Source organism: Ochrobactrum sp. WV_118_8 (genome assembly GCF_039631535.1).
GTDB lineage: Bacteria > Pseudomonadota > Alphaproteobacteria > Rhizobiales > Rhizobiaceae > Brucella > Brucella anthropi.
The window spans coordinates 1,650,580-1,665,983 of sequence record NZ_JBDIUZ010000002.1 but is presented as its reverse complement, the minus strand read 5'-3'; the positions used below and the strand labels follow the sequence as shown (position 1 = coordinate 1,665,983).

Sequence of the window (15,404 nt, the reverse complement as noted above, 5' to 3'; positions counted from 1 at the left end):
GCCCTCAACAGGAGCAAGCGGTCTCCGATGCAGACGATTTCATAAGCCTCAGCGAAATTAACGTCTGAATCAAGGCATTTAGCTGTTCATCACCCGCTTTGACTAGCCAATAAGCATGTCGGAGACACCAAATATTAACTCTGACTGCGGTTTTCCCCCATCCGTATGGTTTTACAGCGCCAAACTGCGCCATGCGAATGAACGAGACATCCCAAAGTATGTTGGCGATTCCCTCCCCTCCCGGCATTTCCGCTTACCATAGAGTGTCCGTGCATCAAGAATGTCCCAATCAGCTGGTTTCCGTCGCTTCCTGTCAAGATTCTCGGAAAACCGCAGGCGACCTGTATTGATAGGTCGGCTCGCGCGCTTTTGATATTGCCGTTGGACAAAGAGCTGCTAGAAATATTACGTTTACGGAAACGTCAATCACGGAGGACGATTGAAGATGGCCTTGCCGGATATTCTGAAAAGCAGACTGCGCATCCCGGTGGTTGGTGCTCCCCTATTCATCATTTCGCATCCGGCTCTGGTCATGGCGCAGTGCAAGGCAGGCGTCGTCGGTTCCTTTCCCGCACTCAATGCCCGTCCTGAAGCACAACTCGATGAGTGGCTGGCAGAGATCACGGAAGGACTTGCCGCTTACGACAAGGCCAATCCGGATCGGCCATCCGCGCCCTTCGCGGTCAACCAGATCGTGCACCGTTCCAACAAGCGCCTTGAGCACGATCTTGGCCTTTGCGTGAAATACAAGGTGCCGATCGTCATTTCCTCGCTCGGCGCTGTGCCGGAAGTGAATGCGGCAATCCATTCCTATGGCGGTATCGTCCTTCATGACGTCATCAACAACCGCCATGCCAATTCGGCAATCCGTAAGGGCGCGGACGGCCTCATCGCGGTGGCTGCCGGTGCTGGCGGCCACGCCGGTGCGCTATCGCCCTTCGCGCTTGTGCAGGAAATCCGTTCTTGGTTCGACGGCCCCTTGCTCCTTTCGGGCGCCATCGCCAATGGCGGATCGATCCTCGCCGCTCAGGCCATGGGCGCCGACCTCGCCTACATCGGCTCGCCTTTCATCGCCACGACCGAAGCGCGCGCGACAGATGCCTACAAGCAGATGATCGTCGACTCGAATTCATCCGACATCGTCTATTCCAACTACTTCACCGGCATCGGAGGCAATTATCTGAAGCCGTCGATCGCCAATTCAGGTCTCGATCCGGAAAACCTGCCGGAAGCCGATCCGTCCAAGATGGATTTCGACAAGGCTCAGCAGGAAGGAGCCAAGGCCTGGAAGGATATCTGGGGCTGCGGCCAGGGTATCGGCGCCATCCATGAAGTTGCGCCTGCCGGGCAACTGGTCGACCGGCTGGAGCGTGAATATAACGACGCCCGCCAGCGTCTTTGCGCAGGCGTTTGATTCTTTGATGGTCACGGAACCGCGCCAGCTTGAAGGCTGGTGCGGTTCCAACGTTTCACACTCTACGGATCATTATCGCATGCCCGCTGTAAAACCCGGTTGATTTCCGCCCCGTCTGGTACTGCCGATGTACATGTTGTGAAACCTTTCTAACAAACAACGATATTGTTTGATTTGGGCCTTGCTTTCCTCCGTGCTTTTGGTTATCAGCGCACCGTTCAGTCGGAAACGGTTGGCTTCCTTCGGGAAATTGGAATGTAATGTTCCGGGCCGCTTTAGCTCAGTTGGTAGAGCACATCATTCGTAATGATGGGGTCAGGTGTTCGAGTCACCTAAGCGGCACCAACACACTTTTTCAAACAGTCTCAATTGATGTCAGTTAGGTTCTTCAATCGGACCTAAGACGCTGTTTGCGCAAGTTTTCTTGAATTTCCGTTGTGTCAATCAGTGTCATTCAGTTCCGATTGGAAAAACCCTCTAGCAACTGAAACACATGGTATCGTGCATGGTATTGCGCAAAATCCTATTTTTTAGGATACCATGGCTTCGAAGGGAGAAATTCTCGGATGCCATTGAGCGACGTTCGTGTCCGCAACGCAAAGGCGGCAGAAAAGGACTATAAGCTATCGGACGCTTTTGGGCTGTATCTGCTGGTTTCGACAACAGGCGCGAAGCTTTGGCGCTATAACTACACATTCGACAAGAAGCAGAAAACAGCCGCCATTGGGTCATATCCGCTAGTGACGTTGACGGCCGCTCGGGAAGAGCGAGATCGGCTCAAGAAGCTACTCGCCGAAGGAAAAGACCCTAACGAAGAGAAGCGCCTGCAAAAACTCGCAGACGCGACCCTAAGAGGCGTCACGTTCAAACTCGTCGGTGCCGAATACCTTGAACGTGAGAGCAAACGAAAGCCTCCACTCGCACCAAGAACCTTGGAAAAGAAGCGCTGGATCATCGAAGACATCGCGGGCCCGGTCCTCGATCGTAGACCAGTTGCCGAAATTAAGCCGGTCGAAGTTCTCAATATCCTTCAAAAGTTAGAGAGCAAAGGACATCTCGAAACTGCCCGAAGGACACGCTCTGTCTTAGGCGGAGTTTTTCGGTTTGCGGTCACCACTCAGAGAGCGGAAAGTGATCCGACACCAGTCCTCCGAGACGCCGTTGCTGCCCCTCAGCCCACTCACATGGCCGCAATTATCGACGAGAAAGAGTTCGGCATTTTGATGAACGCTATCGACGAGCACAGCGGTTGGCCGACTCTTCGCATGGCAATGCGCTTCATAGCGCTCACGTTCTGTCGTCCAGGGGAAGCCAGATTGGCCAAGTGGGATGAGATCGACTTCGACAATAAAGTTTGGAGTGTTCCGGCTTCACGCATGAAGATGCGTCGCCCGCATCGAGTGCCGCTGTCACATCAGGCGATCTCAGTGCTATGGGAGGCCAAAGAATTTGATCCGAGAAGTGCTTGGCTATTTCCTTCCATCAGAACCAATCGGCGCCCATTATCGGACAATGCCATCAATCAAGCTCTCCGTAGGATGGGTTACTCAGGGAGCGAGATGGTGTCCCATGGCTTCCGTTCTTCCGCCAGTACCATTCTGAATGGTAGAAAATTCGACGCTGATGCGATTGAATTGCAACTTGCTCATCTGAACACGGATCGCATCCGCCGCATCTATAACCGTGGAGATATGTGGGAAGACCGGGTCCAATTGATGCAAAAGTGGGCGAACATTATCGATGAACTGCAACTAGCCTAGACGAGCTTCTAGAGGCAGCTGTCAACAACAGGTCGTTTCAATCGGTGTCAAATAGCGCTTGCTGATTAACTTTTTAAGTGATAATCACTTTTAAAGTTAATCAATAGGCTTAATATGACATCGATTGATCACTCCCACGAAGACCTCCGGATGCTCCGCATCGACAAAGTGCTGGAGCTCTTTCCGATTTCCAAGGTCTCGCTTTATCGCCTCATCAAAGATGAGAAGTTCCCGAGGCCAATGAAGCTAGGCGCTACCAACGTCTGGTCGAGTGCTGAATTGAGGAAATGGCTGGATGACAATCGGCCCAAGCCTTCCGGTTCTCGCTCCCGTCGTCAACGCAGGGAAATCGATGATCTGGCATGAGCACATGGAAGGAACAGCGTCAGCGTGATCTGGCCGAGTTAGCCGGAGACGTCCTCCCTGAGAAGCGCGGCCGTGGTCGCCCTCGAAAGGGAGAGGTCGTCGAGCCGAAACGTCCGCCAGTAAAGAAGAGACCTGCAGAACCCGAAGAGGAGTTCAGCACCTCTTCGCGCGACATTTACAAAATCGTCAATGGTGTCTCCGTGCAATGGCTCGCCAAAGCATTCGGTTACACGCGACATCACGTCGAGAAACGCATCCGCGGATGTCGGATCGTCGGGAGCGGCGACTACGGTAACCCCTTGTATGACCTGCGTGATGCCGCCGCTTATCTGGTCGAACCGAAGATCGACCTCGAAGAATACTTTTCCAAGATCAAACCCGAGAAGCTCCCCGAACGCCTCCGAGAAAGCTTTTGGAACGCCAAGCTTAAAGAACAGCGTTGGAAGCGGGCCGCCGGCGATCTTTGGGAAACCGAGAAAGTCATGACAGTGTTTGCGGAAGTTCTCAGCAACATCCGCGACAAGCTCCAACTCATTCCCGACACCGTGGAACGTCTTGGCGGCCTCGATGTCAAGCAGTGGCAGATGGTGCGCAATCTCGTCGACCAAGCTCAGGAAGAGATATTTGCCGAAATGACCCGCTTTGCTGCGGGCGACACCACCCTCAACCAGTTGGGGCAAGAGGAGCACGAGGAAGAAGAGGATTTGGCATGAGTTATCATTTCCGCACCTTCGGCAACATGCTCCAAACCCTCGCTGCTGGCATCAAGCCTCCCGAGCGAATGCCGGTTTCGAAGTCAGCCGAGAAATATGTCTACCTCCGCGAGGCCACTCATAGCGGTTGGTTCGATAACACCATCGCTCCTTACCTCGTCGACATCATGGATGAGATGGAGTCGCCATTCTATAACGGCGTGATCTTTGTTGGTCCCGCCCGTTGCGGCAAATCCTACGCTTTCAACAACTGGCTCGCACATTCTGTCATGACCGATCCGGGTGACATGATGGTCGTTGATATGACGCAGGCGACGGCGCGTGAGTGGTCGCAGGGCGAACTGCGCAAATTCTTCCGTCACTCCAAGAAAGTCGCCGCTAAGCTCATGGGCGGCAGACAAAATCTGAATACTCACGACATCAATTTCGTGAACATGCGCCTGCTTGTGAAGTGGCCGACGATCACCGAACTCTCGGGCAAGACGCTGCGCCGGGTCTGGTTCAAGGATTATGATCGCATTGAGCAAGACATCGCGGGCGAAGGTCCGCCGTTCTTCCTCGGCCAGAAACGTACTCAGACATTCATGCGCAAGGCCATGACGGTCGCCGAATCGTCACCGGGCTACGAAGTGACAAACCATCGCTGGATGCCTAGCACCCCGCACGAAGCTCCGCCCACACTCGGTATCCTATCGCTCTACAATCAGGGAGATCGGCGCCGGTACTATTGGCGTTGCGTGGACTGCAAGCAGCCCTTCGAAGGTGATTTCAAACATCTCGTTTACCCCGACAGTGCCGATTTTATGGAAGCAGCCGAGATGGCGACGATGCGTTGCCCTCATTGCGGATATGACCACACCCATGATCCGGGTCCAGGTCAGCCGGGCAAGCACGAGCTAAACCAGATTAACCTCGGCAATGCTCAGTGGGTAAAGGATGGACAGCTCTGGATCCCTCGGCAGCGCAATGAAGCAGAGATTCGCGGCCGCCTCGAAGGCGATGCACGCAAAAGCAAGATCGCATCTTTCTGGCTTAAGGGGACAGCTGCGGCATTCATGCCGTGGAAGGAAATCGTCCTCAACTATCTCAATGCGATGGATGACTATGAGAGAAACCTCGACATCGGGCCTCTCAAAAAGACCGTCAACACCGACCAAGGACATCCATTCACACCTCCGATCCTCGTTGGCGACCGTCTCCCTGAGCATCTGAAATCCCGTGCGAAGGAAATTGGCGAGAAGGTTGTGCCCGATGGCATTCGCTTCCTGACGACCAGTATCGACGTTCAGAAACATATGTTCATCGTGCAGGTCCACGGGCATAGTTCTGACAATTCTATAACGGTGATCGACCGCTTCCGTATCAAGAAATCAAAGCGCCTCGATGAAGACGGTCATCCATATCCTCTCTCCCCTCATGCTTACGAAGAGGACTGGCACGTCCTCGTCGAGCAAGTCATTGAGAAAACCTATCCCCTCGCTGATGACAGCGGTCGCCACATGCGCATTAAAGCAATCGCTTGCGACTCCGGTGGGCGCGAAGGTGTGACAACGAGAGCGTATGCTTTCTGGCGCTGGCTTCGCGATGAGCATCCCGGAAACCACCATCGCCGTTTTCAGCTCATCAAGGGAAATCCTCAACGCACGGCACCTCGAACGGCGCTTTCATTTCCTGACAGCGACCGTAAGGATCGACACGCTGGAGCTCGTGGCGAAGTGCCGGTTCTCCTGCTCAATGTGGATATGCTCAAAGATCAGCTGGATGGCATGCTCGATCGCATCGACGGTCAGTCCTCGTCTGTATATTTCCCTAAATGGTTACCTGACTGGTTCTTCACCGAATTGACCGTCGAGGTAAAAATCCCGAACAAGGGATGGGAGAACCCCAAAAAGCTCCGCAACGAGGCGTGGGACTTGCTTGTCTACGCTATAGGTATTTGCCTGACAGGTCGGCATATCGGTATCGAAAAGATCGATTGGGAAAATCCTCCCGCATGGGCTGCATTGTGGGATGACAATGACATGGTGTTCTCTCCGAATGACGGACTTCCGTTTACCACTGCCGCAAAAGACTCTGGTATCGACTTTGCAAAGCTCGCGGCTAAGCTTGGCTAAATAATCACTTTTAAGGTGATGACTTACTATTAAAGTGATATATGCTTGCCTCACATCTGGAGGTTAGAATCGGTTTGGCTACAAAAGCAGAACTCGAACAGCGATTGGCGGAAGCGGAGCGTTCTCAGCACCTCCTGCTGACCGGGAAATCTGCGCGCGTACTCGTCGACCAGAACGGCGAACGCATGGAGTTCACAGCCATCAATGCATATCGCCTCGCAGCCTACATCCAGGATTTGAAGCGACAACTCGGCCTCCTGACGACCGTAGGTCCCATGAGGGCTTGGTTCCCATGAGCTTCTTGGCCAACGATCCTGAAATGTTGGAATTGCTTGATCTCGATCAAGCAACCCCGCCAGCGCAGGGGGACGTTCTCCTGCCCGGCGCTGGCGGGGGCAAAGAACGTGCCATGGTCGGCGGGGCATATGACGCGGCGAGCCGCTTCGACAAGGAAGTAGCGCTCTGGACCCCTTCCATTCGATCCGCCGACTCCGACCTTCTACATGACAAGCCTGTCATCGACGCCCGTGTCCGCGATACTGCGCGCAACGACGCTTACGCCGCTGCCGGTTCAGAAATCCGCAAGGACAACATCGTCGGCTCGATGTTCCTACTCAACTCGAAACCGAACGCCAGGGTGCTCGGCCTCGATGAGGTATGGGAAGAGGAATATCAGGAAGAGGTCGAAGCGAAGTTTACGCTTTGGGCTGAAAGCCAGAACAACTACGTCGACGCTTCGGCAATCAACAATTTCACGGCGTTCATTCGATTGGGCGTCGGAATTTCCGGCCTCACCGGGGAAATTCTCACGACGGCAGAGTGGATCGAGGACGGTCGACCGTTCAACACCGCAATGCAGATGATCGACACGGATCGCCTTTCGACACCACCTAACTTGCGTGGCACGGATCGCGTTCGAGGTGGCGTTGAGCGCAACAGGTATGGTCAGCCGCTTGCTTATCATATCCGCAAAGCTCATCCGACAGATTTTCTGAACCCGGATTCCTATCAATGGAAGCGTGTTGCTGCCCGCAAGCCCTGGGGTCGCCAGCAAGTCATCCACATTTACGAGCAGTTCAGGCCCGATCAGAGCCGTGGCGTTTCTCGCATGGTCTCGGCCCTGAAAGAAACCCGCATCACAAAGCGCTTCCGCGATGTCGTCCTGCAGAATGCTGTCGTCAACGCCACATACGCGGCTTCCGTTGAGTCCGATCTGCCGACTGAGGCCGTCTACGCCATGCTTGGCGGCGGGCAGCTGGACGCCGCGACGGTAGCTAATGCCGTCCGTTCCTTCGCTGGCGGATACATGGAGACCATCTCGGAATACATGTCGAATGCTAAAAACCTGAGCATCGACGGGGTGAAAATCCCGCATCTGATGCCGGGGACGAAGCTTCAACTTCGGCCAGCAGGTCAGGGCGGCCCCCTCGGAACCGAGTTCGAGCAGTCGCTCCTCCGTTACATCGCCGCCATGCTCGGAGTATCCTACGAGCAGTTGTCGAAGGACTATAGCCGGACAAACTATTCGTCGGCCCGTGCCGCGATGAACGAAACCCACAAAACGATGCAGGCGAGCAAGCGGATGACCGCAGACCGCCTCGCAACGTCAATTTTTATGCTCTGGCTTGAAGAAGCTTTCGCCAAGGGGGAGATCACTTCTCTCCCGCGTCGAGCGCCAAACTTTTGGGAAGGTCTCAACCGCGAGGCGTACTCAGCCTGCGAATGGATCGGCGCTTCTCGCGGCCAGATCGACGAATTGAAGGAAACGCAAGCCGCCGTCCTCCGCCTGAAATACGGCCTCTCTACCCGCGAAGACGAACTCGCCCGCCTCGGCAAGGACTGGCGCAAAGTGTTCGCTCAGCTTGAGCGTGAAGAAGCCCTCGCGAAAGAACGCGGCCTCGTCTTCATGGAAGACGACAACACGATGAACGCGACGACCGGCGCTCCTCGCGAGAAAGAGGCCAAAGACGAAAAAGACGACGGCTCGGAGGATAACACCGATGCTTGAGACACTCCTCGCTCGTTTCAAGGACTCCCCTGCACTCGTAGCTCCCGAAGGTCAGCACACCTTCGAGGGATGTCTTTCAGCGCTCTCGAAGATGGAAGACTTCTCGAAGTTGATGACCGAGCGCTCGACGAGCGACAACGACGATAACTTCTGGCCCGCACCCGACAACTGGCGTGCAGGCTATCGTCCGTACAGTGTGCGCAACGGCATCCTGACGATTCCAGTCAAGGGCGTACTGCTGCACGACTTCTCGTGGCAGATCGGCTCGTGGGCCACCGGCTATGAATATATCTGGCGTGCCTTCCAGCGAGGACAGAACGACCCCGAAGTGCGTGGCATCGCCTTCCTGATCCATTCTCCGGGCGGCGATGTTGCAGGCAACTTTGACATGGTGGACCGGATGTTCGCGATGCGCGGGCAGAAGCCGGTGCGGGCCTTCGCGAGTGAGTTCGCCTACTCGGCGGCATACTCCATCGCATCGGTCGCTGACAAGCTAGTCATGTCTCGCACGGGTGGCGTTGGTTCCATCGGCGTCGTCACCGCGCATTTCGATGTGAGCGAGATGATGAAGGAAAACGGTTACAAGATCACCTTCATCCATTTCGGCAAGCATAAAGTTGACGGGAACCCCTACGAGGCACTCAAGCCCGAGGTGAAAGCCCGTATTCAGGCTCGCATTGACGAGCTTGGTGGAGTGTTCGTCGCCACGGTGGCGCGAAACCGTGGGCTGGATGAGGACGCGGTTCGGGGGACCGAAGCGCTCACCTATTCAGCCTCCGAGGCAATGTCTATCGGCCTGGCTGATGAAGTTGGTCCGCTTGATGACGCCATGGCTGCGTTTGCAGCTGATCTTTCCAACGTAGAAGGAGATGAGCAGATGGGTGACAAGACCCCTGCGGCGGTCGATCAGGCCGCCATTGATACCGCGCGCACCGAGGGCATTGCTCAGGGCAAGAAGGAAGGTGCGATCGAGGAGCGTCAGCGTATCTCGGCAATCCTCGATTCCGAAGAAGGCAAGAAGCGCCCCGCTGCTGCTTTCGCTGCCGCCCTCGACACTGACATGAGCGTCGAGTCCGCAACCGCCTTCATCGCCAAGCTTCCAGAAGAAGCTCCGAAGGCTGCCGTCGTGGAAAAGCCCGCCGAAGAGGAAGGCAAGAAGACGGCTGCCGAACAGGGGGCTGATTTCAGCAAGGCCATGAAGGAATCCGGCAATCCGGAGGTCGGCGCCGACGCTGGCAAAGGTGGCTCCGAAGAAACCCGTGCGCAGCGTACCGCTCGCATGATGGGCTGGACGGACAACAAGGCGGCCTAACAGTCGCCCGGTTCGTCTTCCCGAAACAATTCTTGAAAGGGTAGTTCAATGGCTATCGAAATTCCAAATCAGGAGCACACCGTCGGCATTCCTTCTCAGTGGAAGGATACTATCGCGGCTCCTCTCGGCGCTCTCTTCTTGAGCACCCATCCGCCTGCACTGACGTTCGATTATGTCATCGCGGCCAATCAGGACATGAAGGCCAATACCGTCGTCGGCTTCAATGGCGACAATGAGATTGTGCCTGCAGTCAAAGGTACGGTTGAAGCGATTGGCGTTCTGCCGATTGACGTGAAGACCGGCGCTGCGCCTCTCGTCGGCACTGGCGTCTATCGCGCCGGCCACTTCAACCACAAGCGTCTCGTTTGGGATGCATCCTACGCCACCGACGCCGACAAGGTGATGGCGTTCGAGGGTGCTCCGACCCCGACGAACATCCGGATCGGTACGCCTCGGAGCTACACCCCATAAGGGGTGTCTCCTCCGGCTCTGACGCAACACTGAATCGATAAGGAAGACATCAATGCCTTTGGAATTGTGGACGCAGCGCGACCTGATGGGTATCCGCAAGGATATGAAGCTGGAAGGCGCTACCAACTTCTGGCGGAGCACCTTCTTCAAGGGCCGCCACTTCTCCCGTAACAAGGAGATTCACTTCGGCGAGATCGGCGGCCATCGCATCATGGCTCCGTTCGCTCTGCCGAGCAGCATGGGTAAACCGATCATGACGGAACGCGGCGCAAGCCTCGAATCCTTCACGCCTGGTTACATCAAGCTCCTCGATGCCGTGCGTCCGGAAGATGCGACGACCGTCACTCCGATGGAAATTCTGACCGGCGAGCAGATGAGCATCGACGCTCGCTTCGACGCTCGCACCGCCGAGATCAGCAAGGAACATCTCACCGCAGTCGAACGCACCTGGGATTGGCTCTGCGCCCGCGCTGCCATCGACGGTCGCGTCGAGATCAAGTACCTCGCGGAACAGGGCATGCCTTATCCGTCGGTGATCATCGACTTCGGTCGCAGCGCCGCTCATACTGTCGCTTACGGCTCCGGCGCCGATTGGTCCGATCCGTCACTCGATATCTTCGCAGAAGTGCAGACGTACATCGACACGGCTCGCAAGTCGAAGTTCGGTGGCAATCTCACGCAGATGATTGTCGGCGCGAACGTTGCTCCGTATTTCGCCAACAACGCCTCGATCGTCGACAAGCTCGACACGCAGATTCGTGGCGGCGAAGGAACTCAGTTCACCCGTGGCCTGCAGTTCTAGAGCGTTTCCCTGCCTGATTGAATCAGCAGGCTTTGCAAATCAGTTACTTTCTGATTCAAGCTATCTGCCGATGGAGGTCGGCAGATATGTCGCGAGCCCTTTCCATTGATCTTCGAATACGTGTAGTTGCTGCCGTTGATGGCGGTGCATCGCATCGAGAGGCTGCTGAGCGTTTCGGTGTAAGCGCAGCCAGCGTTAGCCGTTGGCGTAACCTTCAACTCCAGCAGGGAAATGTTCGACCCGGTCCACTGGGCGGCGACCGCAATTCTCACAAGACAGAAGCTCATGCTGATCAGATCATGATCTGGCTCGCCGAACACAGGGACGGTACTCTCTTCGAACTTCGCAGTGATTTGGCCGCCCAAGGCATCATAATCAGCAAGTCGGCACTGCACCGCTTTCTTGTCCGGCACGAACAAACGCGTAAAAAAAGACTGGCCATGCTGTAGAGCAAAGCCGTCCAGACGTTCTGGAAAAGCGGCAATGCTGGTTCGAGGAGCAACTTGATCTCGATCCAGAGCGGCTCGTGTTCATCGATGAGACCTGGACAGCGACCAATATGGCCCGTAGTCATGGGCGGTGCCGCAAGGGTGAGCGGTTGCGAATGGGTTTTCCTCACGGCCATCGCAAAACGACCACGTTGGTTGCGGGGCTGCGCAATACGGGAATGGTCGCGCCACTTGTCATCGACGGCCCCATCAACGGTGATTGGTTCGAGGCGTATGTCGCTCAGGTGTTGGTTCCAACATTGAAACCAGGTGATATTGTCATCCTCGATAATCTGTCCAGCCACAAACGACCGGCAGCAAGAGAATTGATCGAGGCGGTCGGCGCGACAATGATGTTCCTTCCACCTTACAGTCCAGACTTCAACCCGATCGAAAAGGCCTTCTCCAAGCTGAAGGCGCTTTTACGAAAGGCTGCCGAGAGAACAGTCAATGGGCTTTGGGATCGCATCGGTCAGATGGTTGAACTCATCGAACCGCAAGAGGCTCAGAATTACTTCAACTCGTGCGGATATGATCCAACTTGAAAGGGAAACGCTCTATAACGAAGACCAGAACGTGCCGACCTATCTCGGTCGTCTCGGCGGCAACGGCGGCTCGATTGACGTGTACGCCTACTCGGATCAGCAGTACGACGACGCGGGCAACGTGCATGAAATGCTCGACCCGAACGACGTGTTCCTGTCGGCTCCGGGCGTCGATGGTGTCATGGCATATGGCGCAATCTACGACCTCAAGGCCATCGGTAATGGCTCGGGCGCTCCGACCGACGTGTTCCAGAAGCAGTACGAGCAGGACAACCCGTCTCAGCTTAACCTTCTGACTCAGTCGGCCCCGCTCCCGATCCCGCGTTTCCCGAACCGTACCTTCAAGGCGACCGTTCTGGATCAGTAATCAGCCCATTTTCACCGTCCCCGCAGAATCACTTTTGCGGGGACTAATCACCTTAAAATGGAGAACAACAATGAATGCTTATGCGCTTGTGACGCTGAAATACCTCAATACTGAGGGCGAGAAGTCGACCGCCGTTGCTGGCACCGTATTCGCAGATTTCGATCCAGACGAGTTTGCTAAGTGGGATCGTAAGGGTTACGCCCGCAAGGCCACCGTCGGCGAAGTAGCCGAAGCCAAGGACAATGGCACCTATCGCGGCCCTGTCGAAAGCGACGCTCCTGGAAAGAAATCATCGGCCAAGAAGGTTGTCGCTCCCTCTGACAAAAAGACCGCCGCCAAGGAGCAGAAATCGGAAGATGGCGCCAAGAAGGGTGCGCCCAACAAGGACGACGACCTCGCCTGATCCGAAGGGAGACCGACATGACTGACAGCAAACTTGTAGCCATCCACACGGTTGAGGTCGGACCTCAGAATGCCCGTGAGTTGATCGGGCCGGGCAAGGACATCCCTGCTCACATTCATATCGATGTGGACTTGGAAGCCGAACTCGTCCGAGCTGGAGCTATTAAGCGTGTGCCCGTCGCGTCTCCGGTATCGAGCGAAGTCTCCGAGGTCGAGGTGGTCGAAGATCGCCGCGAACGTTTTCCACGTCGCGCATCGCGTTTCAAGAAGAGCTTCTAATGGGAGTCTTTCGCGAACAGATGCGCGATGCCCGGCGCACCCTCCACGGAGACATGAGCGTCCCTGCTATGTACTTCATGGAGGATGAGCCGGAAAACGCCATCCAGATCACAGTCCGTCCTCATGAAAAGTGGATGGCCCTCGGCGATCTGAAAGGGACGAATTTCAATTATGCGGAAATGGAGTCCATCACTCCCCGCGTTATTTTCATGTTGTCGGAAGTAGACCCGGCCCGCAACGCGATTATCTCGGTCGAACCGGGCGTCGCATACCGGATCGATACCCCGCTGGAACCTGACGACATCACCGTCACCGCTACCGTCTCGAAACTGCGTCCGGAAGAGACCGTAGGTTTTCCGCTACCAGAAGGTGTCTGATGCTCGAATATGCACTGTTTGTAGAGGGGCTAAGCGAGCTGACCGACCTCGACAAGCAGGTTGATCCCCGAATCGTGCAGGCGGCATACCGGGCCATAAATTCCACGGCAGATCGCGCCCGCACAGACTCAGCAGACGAAATTCGTCGGCAACTCAATTTCCCCGCCGCATACCTGAAGCCCTCGCAGGGTCGCCTTATCGTTTCGCAGCGCGCCAATAGCAGCAGCCTCGAAGCGATCATCACAGGCCGTCGCCGGGCAACCTCCCTCGCGCGCTTCGTAACGAGCGGTACTCCTGGGAAGCGTGGTGTAAACGTGGCAGTAAAGCCGGGGCGCAATGTTGCGATGCCAAGTGCCTTCCTTATGAAACTGCGCTCAGGCAACGACATAGAAACCAAGAATAACCTCGGTCTAGCCATTCGAACCTCCAAGGGTGCGCGACCTGATGGAGCATACAAACCGACGCGCATCGCAGACGGTCTCTGGCTTCTTTATGGACCCTCTGTTGATCAGGCATTCAAGAGTGTTCGAAAAGACGTGACACCGGATGCCGAGCGTCATCTTGCATCAGAGTTCTCACGTCTTCTGGATCTTCGGATATGAGTATCGACCCGTTTCGCCTTCGCGTCCTGAAAGCGCTCACACAGACCCTCGAAGAGGTCAATCTCGATAACGGGTACGCGCACGATATGCGCAAAGCCGTCTTCCGTGGCCGCGTTCGCTACGGCCCGAGAGACCCGATACCGATGCTCTCAATCCTCGAAGCGCCGATCCCGCTCGATGTGATCCAGAGCCGGGGAGCGAACCCTAATTCGAGCGGCCCTTGGGAGCTTCTTATTCAGGGCTTCGTGAAGGATGATCCCAAGAATCCGAGCGATCCTGCTCATCATCTCATGGCAGAAGTGAAGGCTGTACTCGCCCTCGAAAAGCTTCGTCGTAACGACCGTGAGCCGAACATATTCGGCCTCGGTGGTCGCGTCATGGAAATGCAGATCGGGCAAGGGTCGGTGCGTCCGCCAGACGAGGTTTCCGACAAAGCGTTTTTCTGGCTCACTCTGACGCTGCGCATCGCGGAAACGCTGGACAAACCTTACGAGTGAACATCCATATTCGTGTATTATCACCTTTAAAGTGATTCTATCCCTTTAAAGGAGATTACCGAAATGGCGAACAATCTTACTTTGGGTCGTGGTGAGCTTTGGTTCGCCAAGTACAAGCCCGGAACCCGCGACCCGGAAGGCGAGCGTTACATCGGCAACTCGCCGGAGTTCAACGCAACCATCGAGTCTGAAACGCTCGATCACTTCGACTCTGACCACGGAGTCAATGAAAAGGACGAGTCGATTACGACGCAGACAAACCGCTCTGGTTCTCTCATCACCGACAACGTTGCTCCTGAAAACATTGCCCTTTTCTTCCTCGGCAGTTCGAGTGCGCTGACTATCGCCGCCGCTACTGTCACGAGCGAAGCTATCAACGGCGTCATTCCCGGTCTCACCTACCAGCTTGGCATGACGGAAACCAATCCGTCGGGTGCTCGCCTCATCGATGCTGACAAGCCGTTCAAGGTGACTGACGACGCAGCGACCGATCCCGTCGAGTTCACTGCAGGCACCGACTACAAGATCAACCATGATCTCGGACGCCTGGAAATCATCTCGGGCGGAGCAATCACCGCCGGCATCAATTTGCGCGTCACTTACGACACCAAGAGCGGCACTCGCGACCGTATCATCTCCGGTGCGGAAGCAGTTTCCGGCGCACTTCGCTATATCGCCTACAACCCGGTTGGCTCGAACTTCGACTGGTACATGCCTTACGTGAAGCTCTCCCCGAACGGTGACTACAACCTCAAGGGTGACGAGTGGCAGCAGATTCCTTTCAGCATCGAAATCCTCAAGAAGGCCCCTCTGGAAGCCATCTACATCGACGGTCGACCTTACACGCCGACCCCGTAGTTCTAGCTTCATCGATCCTCACCGCCATA

The 15,404-nt window shown here is 55.7% G+C and carries 18 protein-coding genes and 1 tRNA gene; all 19 read left to right on the top strand.

Going from position 1 to position 15,404, the window contains the following annotated elements; translation table 11 throughout:
* Positions 1 to 445 precede the first annotated feature (445 nt).
* The 19 genes from ABDF71_RS22000 (at position 446) to ABDF71_RS21910 (ending at position 15,375) form a co-directional block, all read left to right on the top strand.
* Positions 446 to 1,414, top strand: coding sequence for an NAD(P)H-dependent flavin oxidoreductase (locus ABDF71_RS22000; RefSeq protein WP_010659227.1), 969 nt, complete (start codon positions 446 to 448; stop codon positions 1,412 to 1,414).
* A gap of 269 nt (positions 1,415 to 1,683) precedes the next feature.
* Positions 1,684 to 1,759: transfer RNA gene (locus tag ABDF71_RS21995), tRNA-Thr, on the top strand.
* 221 nt (positions 1,760 to 1,980) lie between these two features.
* Positions 1,981 to 3,174, top strand: coding sequence for a tyrosine-type recombinase/integrase (locus ABDF71_RS21990; protein ID WP_500061805.1), 1,194 nt, complete (start codon positions 1,981 to 1,983; stop codon positions 3,172 to 3,174).
* A 150-nt stretch (positions 3,175 to 3,324) separates the two neighbouring features.
* Positions 3,325 to 3,540, top strand: a complete 216-nt coding sequence (locus tag ABDF71_RS21985) for a helix-turn-helix transcriptional regulator (protein ID WP_500061804.1) — start codon at positions 3,325 to 3,327, stop codon at positions 3,538 to 3,540.
* Entirely contained in the window at positions 3,537 to 4,253 is a 717-nt protein-coding gene (locus ABDF71_RS21980) for a DUF1441 family protein (protein ID WP_500061803.1), read from the top strand. Before ABDF71_RS21985 ends, ABDF71_RS21980 begins: the two co-directional genes overlap by 4 nt.
* Entirely contained in the window at positions 4,250 to 6,367 is a 2,118-nt protein-coding gene (locus ABDF71_RS21975) for a terminase gpA endonuclease subunit (protein WP_500061802.1), read from the top strand. Before ABDF71_RS21980 ends, ABDF71_RS21975 begins: the two co-directional genes overlap by 4 nt.
* A gap of 74 nt (positions 6,368 to 6,441) precedes the next feature.
* Positions 6,442 to 6,663, top strand: coding sequence for a gpW family head-tail joining protein (gene gpW / locus ABDF71_RS21970; protein WP_500061801.1), 222 nt, complete (start codon positions 6,442 to 6,444; stop codon positions 6,661 to 6,663).
* On the top strand, positions 6,660 to 8,375 hold the full coding sequence (locus ABDF71_RS21965) for a phage portal protein (RefSeq protein WP_500061800.1): 1,716 nt from the start codon (positions 6,660 to 6,662) through the stop codon (positions 8,373 to 8,375). Before gpW ends, ABDF71_RS21965 begins: the two co-directional genes overlap by 4 nt.
* The gene (locus ABDF71_RS21960; protein ID WP_500061799.1) at positions 8,368 to 9,687 is read left to right on the top strand and encodes a S49 family peptidase; all 1,320 of its coding nucleotides are present in this window, start codon (positions 8,368 to 8,370) and stop codon (positions 9,685 to 9,687) included. The genes ABDF71_RS21965 and ABDF71_RS21960 overlap by 8 nt, the downstream gene beginning before the upstream one ends.
* Positions 9,688 to 9,735: 48 nt before the next feature.
* The gene (locus ABDF71_RS21955; RefSeq protein ID WP_500061798.1) at positions 9,736 to 10,158 is read left to right on the top strand and encodes a head decoration protein; all 423 of its coding nucleotides are present in this window, start codon (positions 9,736 to 9,738) and stop codon (positions 10,156 to 10,158) included.
* Positions 10,159 to 10,210: 52 nt separating this feature from the next.
* Positions 10,211 to 10,960: a major capsid protein gene (locus tag ABDF71_RS21950; protein WP_500061797.1), complete on the top strand. Its 750-nt coding sequence runs from the start codon at positions 10,211 to 10,213 to the stop codon at positions 10,958 to 10,960.
* Positions 10,961 to 11,046: 86 nt separating this feature from the next.
* A protein-coding gene (locus tag ABDF71_RS21945; RefSeq protein ID WP_011982578.1) for an IS630 family transposase occupies positions 11,047 to 11,993 on the top strand; the annotation gives its coding sequence in 2 pieces (ribosomal slippage) (positions 11,047 to 11,386 and positions 11,386 to 11,993; 948 coding nt in all).
* Positions 11,980 to 12,360 carry a major capsid protein gene (locus ABDF71_RS21940; protein WP_500061796.1) on the top strand — a complete coding sequence of 127 codons (381 nt, stop codon included), beginning with the start codon at positions 11,980 to 11,982 and terminating at the stop codon, positions 12,358 to 12,360. The genes ABDF71_RS21945 and ABDF71_RS21940 overlap by 14 nt, the downstream gene beginning before the upstream one ends.
* A gap of 70 nt (positions 12,361 to 12,430) precedes the next feature.
* Entirely contained in the window at positions 12,431 to 12,763 is a 333-nt protein-coding gene (locus tag ABDF71_RS21935; protein WP_500061795.1) for a hypothetical protein, read from the top strand.
* 17 nt (positions 12,764 to 12,780) lie between these two features.
* The gene (locus ABDF71_RS21930) at positions 12,781 to 13,041 is read left to right on the top strand and encodes a hypothetical protein (RefSeq protein WP_500061794.1); all 261 of its coding nucleotides are present in this window, start codon (positions 12,781 to 12,783) and stop codon (positions 13,039 to 13,041) included.
* The gene (locus ABDF71_RS21925) at positions 13,041 to 13,418 is read left to right on the top strand and encodes a hypothetical protein (RefSeq protein WP_500061793.1); all 378 of its coding nucleotides are present in this window, start codon (positions 13,041 to 13,043) and stop codon (positions 13,416 to 13,418) included. Before ABDF71_RS21930 ends, ABDF71_RS21925 begins: the two co-directional genes overlap by 1 nt.
* A complete protein-coding gene (locus ABDF71_RS21920) occupies positions 13,418 to 14,020 on the top strand; it encodes a hypothetical protein (protein WP_500061792.1) in 603 nt (200 codons plus the stop codon). Before ABDF71_RS21925 ends, ABDF71_RS21920 begins: the two co-directional genes overlap by 1 nt.
* On the top strand, positions 14,017 to 14,517 hold the full coding sequence (locus ABDF71_RS21915; RefSeq protein WP_500061791.1) for a hypothetical protein: 501 nt from the start codon (positions 14,017 to 14,019) through the stop codon (positions 14,515 to 14,517). The genes ABDF71_RS21920 and ABDF71_RS21915 overlap by 4 nt, the downstream gene beginning before the upstream one ends.
* 63 nt (positions 14,518 to 14,580) lie before the next feature.
* Positions 14,581 to 15,375 carry a phage tail tube protein gene (locus tag ABDF71_RS21910; protein WP_500061790.1) on the top strand — a complete coding sequence of 265 codons (795 nt, stop codon included), beginning with the start codon at positions 14,581 to 14,583 and terminating at the stop codon, positions 15,373 to 15,375.
* The last annotated feature ends 29 nt before the right edge of the window (positions 15,376 to 15,404 follow it).

What these genes read in the sequence shown, in the direction of transcription:
- ABDF71_RS22000 (WP_010659227.1), top strand. Translation starts at nt 446, where the DNA reads ATGGCCTTGCCGGATATTCTGAAAAGCAGACTGCGCATCCCGGTGGTT.
- ABDF71_RS21990 (WP_500061805.1), top strand. Translation starts at nt 1,981, where the DNA reads ATGCCATTGAGCGACGTTCGTGTCCGCAACGCAAAGGCGGCAGAAAAG.
- ABDF71_RS21985 (WP_500061804.1), top strand. Translation starts at nt 3,325, where the DNA reads ATGCTCCGCATCGACAAAGTGCTGGAGCTCTTTCCGATTTCCAAGGTC.
- ABDF71_RS21980 (WP_500061803.1), top strand. Translation starts at nt 3,537, where the DNA reads ATGAGCACATGGAAGGAACAGCGTCAGCGTGATCTGGCCGAGTTAGCC.
- ABDF71_RS21975 (WP_500061802.1), top strand. Translation starts at nt 4,250, where the DNA reads ATGAGTTATCATTTCCGCACCTTCGGCAACATGCTCCAAACCCTCGCT.
- ABDF71_RS21965 (WP_500061800.1), top strand. Translation starts at nt 6,660, where the DNA reads ATGAGCTTCTTGGCCAACGATCCTGAAATGTTGGAATTGCTTGATCTC.
- ABDF71_RS21960 (WP_500061799.1), top strand. Translation starts at nt 8,368, where the DNA reads ATGCTTGAGACACTCCTCGCTCGTTTCAAGGACTCCCCTGCACTCGTA.
- ABDF71_RS21955 (WP_500061798.1), top strand. Translation starts at nt 9,736, where the DNA reads ATGGCTATCGAAATTCCAAATCAGGAGCACACCGTCGGCATTCCTTCT.
- ABDF71_RS21950 (WP_500061797.1), top strand. Translation starts at nt 10,211, where the DNA reads ATGCCTTTGGAATTGTGGACGCAGCGCGACCTGATGGGTATCCGCAAG.
- ABDF71_RS21940 (WP_500061796.1), top strand. Translation starts at nt 11,980, where the DNA reads ATGATCCAACTTGAAAGGGAAACGCTCTATAACGAAGACCAGAACGTG.
- ABDF71_RS21935 (WP_500061795.1), top strand. Translation starts at nt 12,431, where the DNA reads ATGAATGCTTATGCGCTTGTGACGCTGAAATACCTCAATACTGAGGGC.
- ABDF71_RS21930 (WP_500061794.1), top strand. Translation starts at nt 12,781, where the DNA reads ATGACTGACAGCAAACTTGTAGCCATCCACACGGTTGAGGTCGGACCT.
- ABDF71_RS21925 (WP_500061793.1), top strand. Translation starts at nt 13,041, where the DNA reads ATGGGAGTCTTTCGCGAACAGATGCGCGATGCCCGGCGCACCCTCCAC.
- ABDF71_RS21920 (WP_500061792.1), top strand. Translation starts at nt 13,418, where the DNA reads ATGCTCGAATATGCACTGTTTGTAGAGGGGCTAAGCGAGCTGACCGAC.
- ABDF71_RS21915 (WP_500061791.1), top strand. Translation starts at nt 14,017, where the DNA reads ATGAGTATCGACCCGTTTCGCCTTCGCGTCCTGAAAGCGCTCACACAG.
- ABDF71_RS21910 (WP_500061790.1), top strand. Translation starts at nt 14,581, where the DNA reads ATGGCGAACAATCTTACTTTGGGTCGTGGTGAGCTTTGGTTCGCCAAG.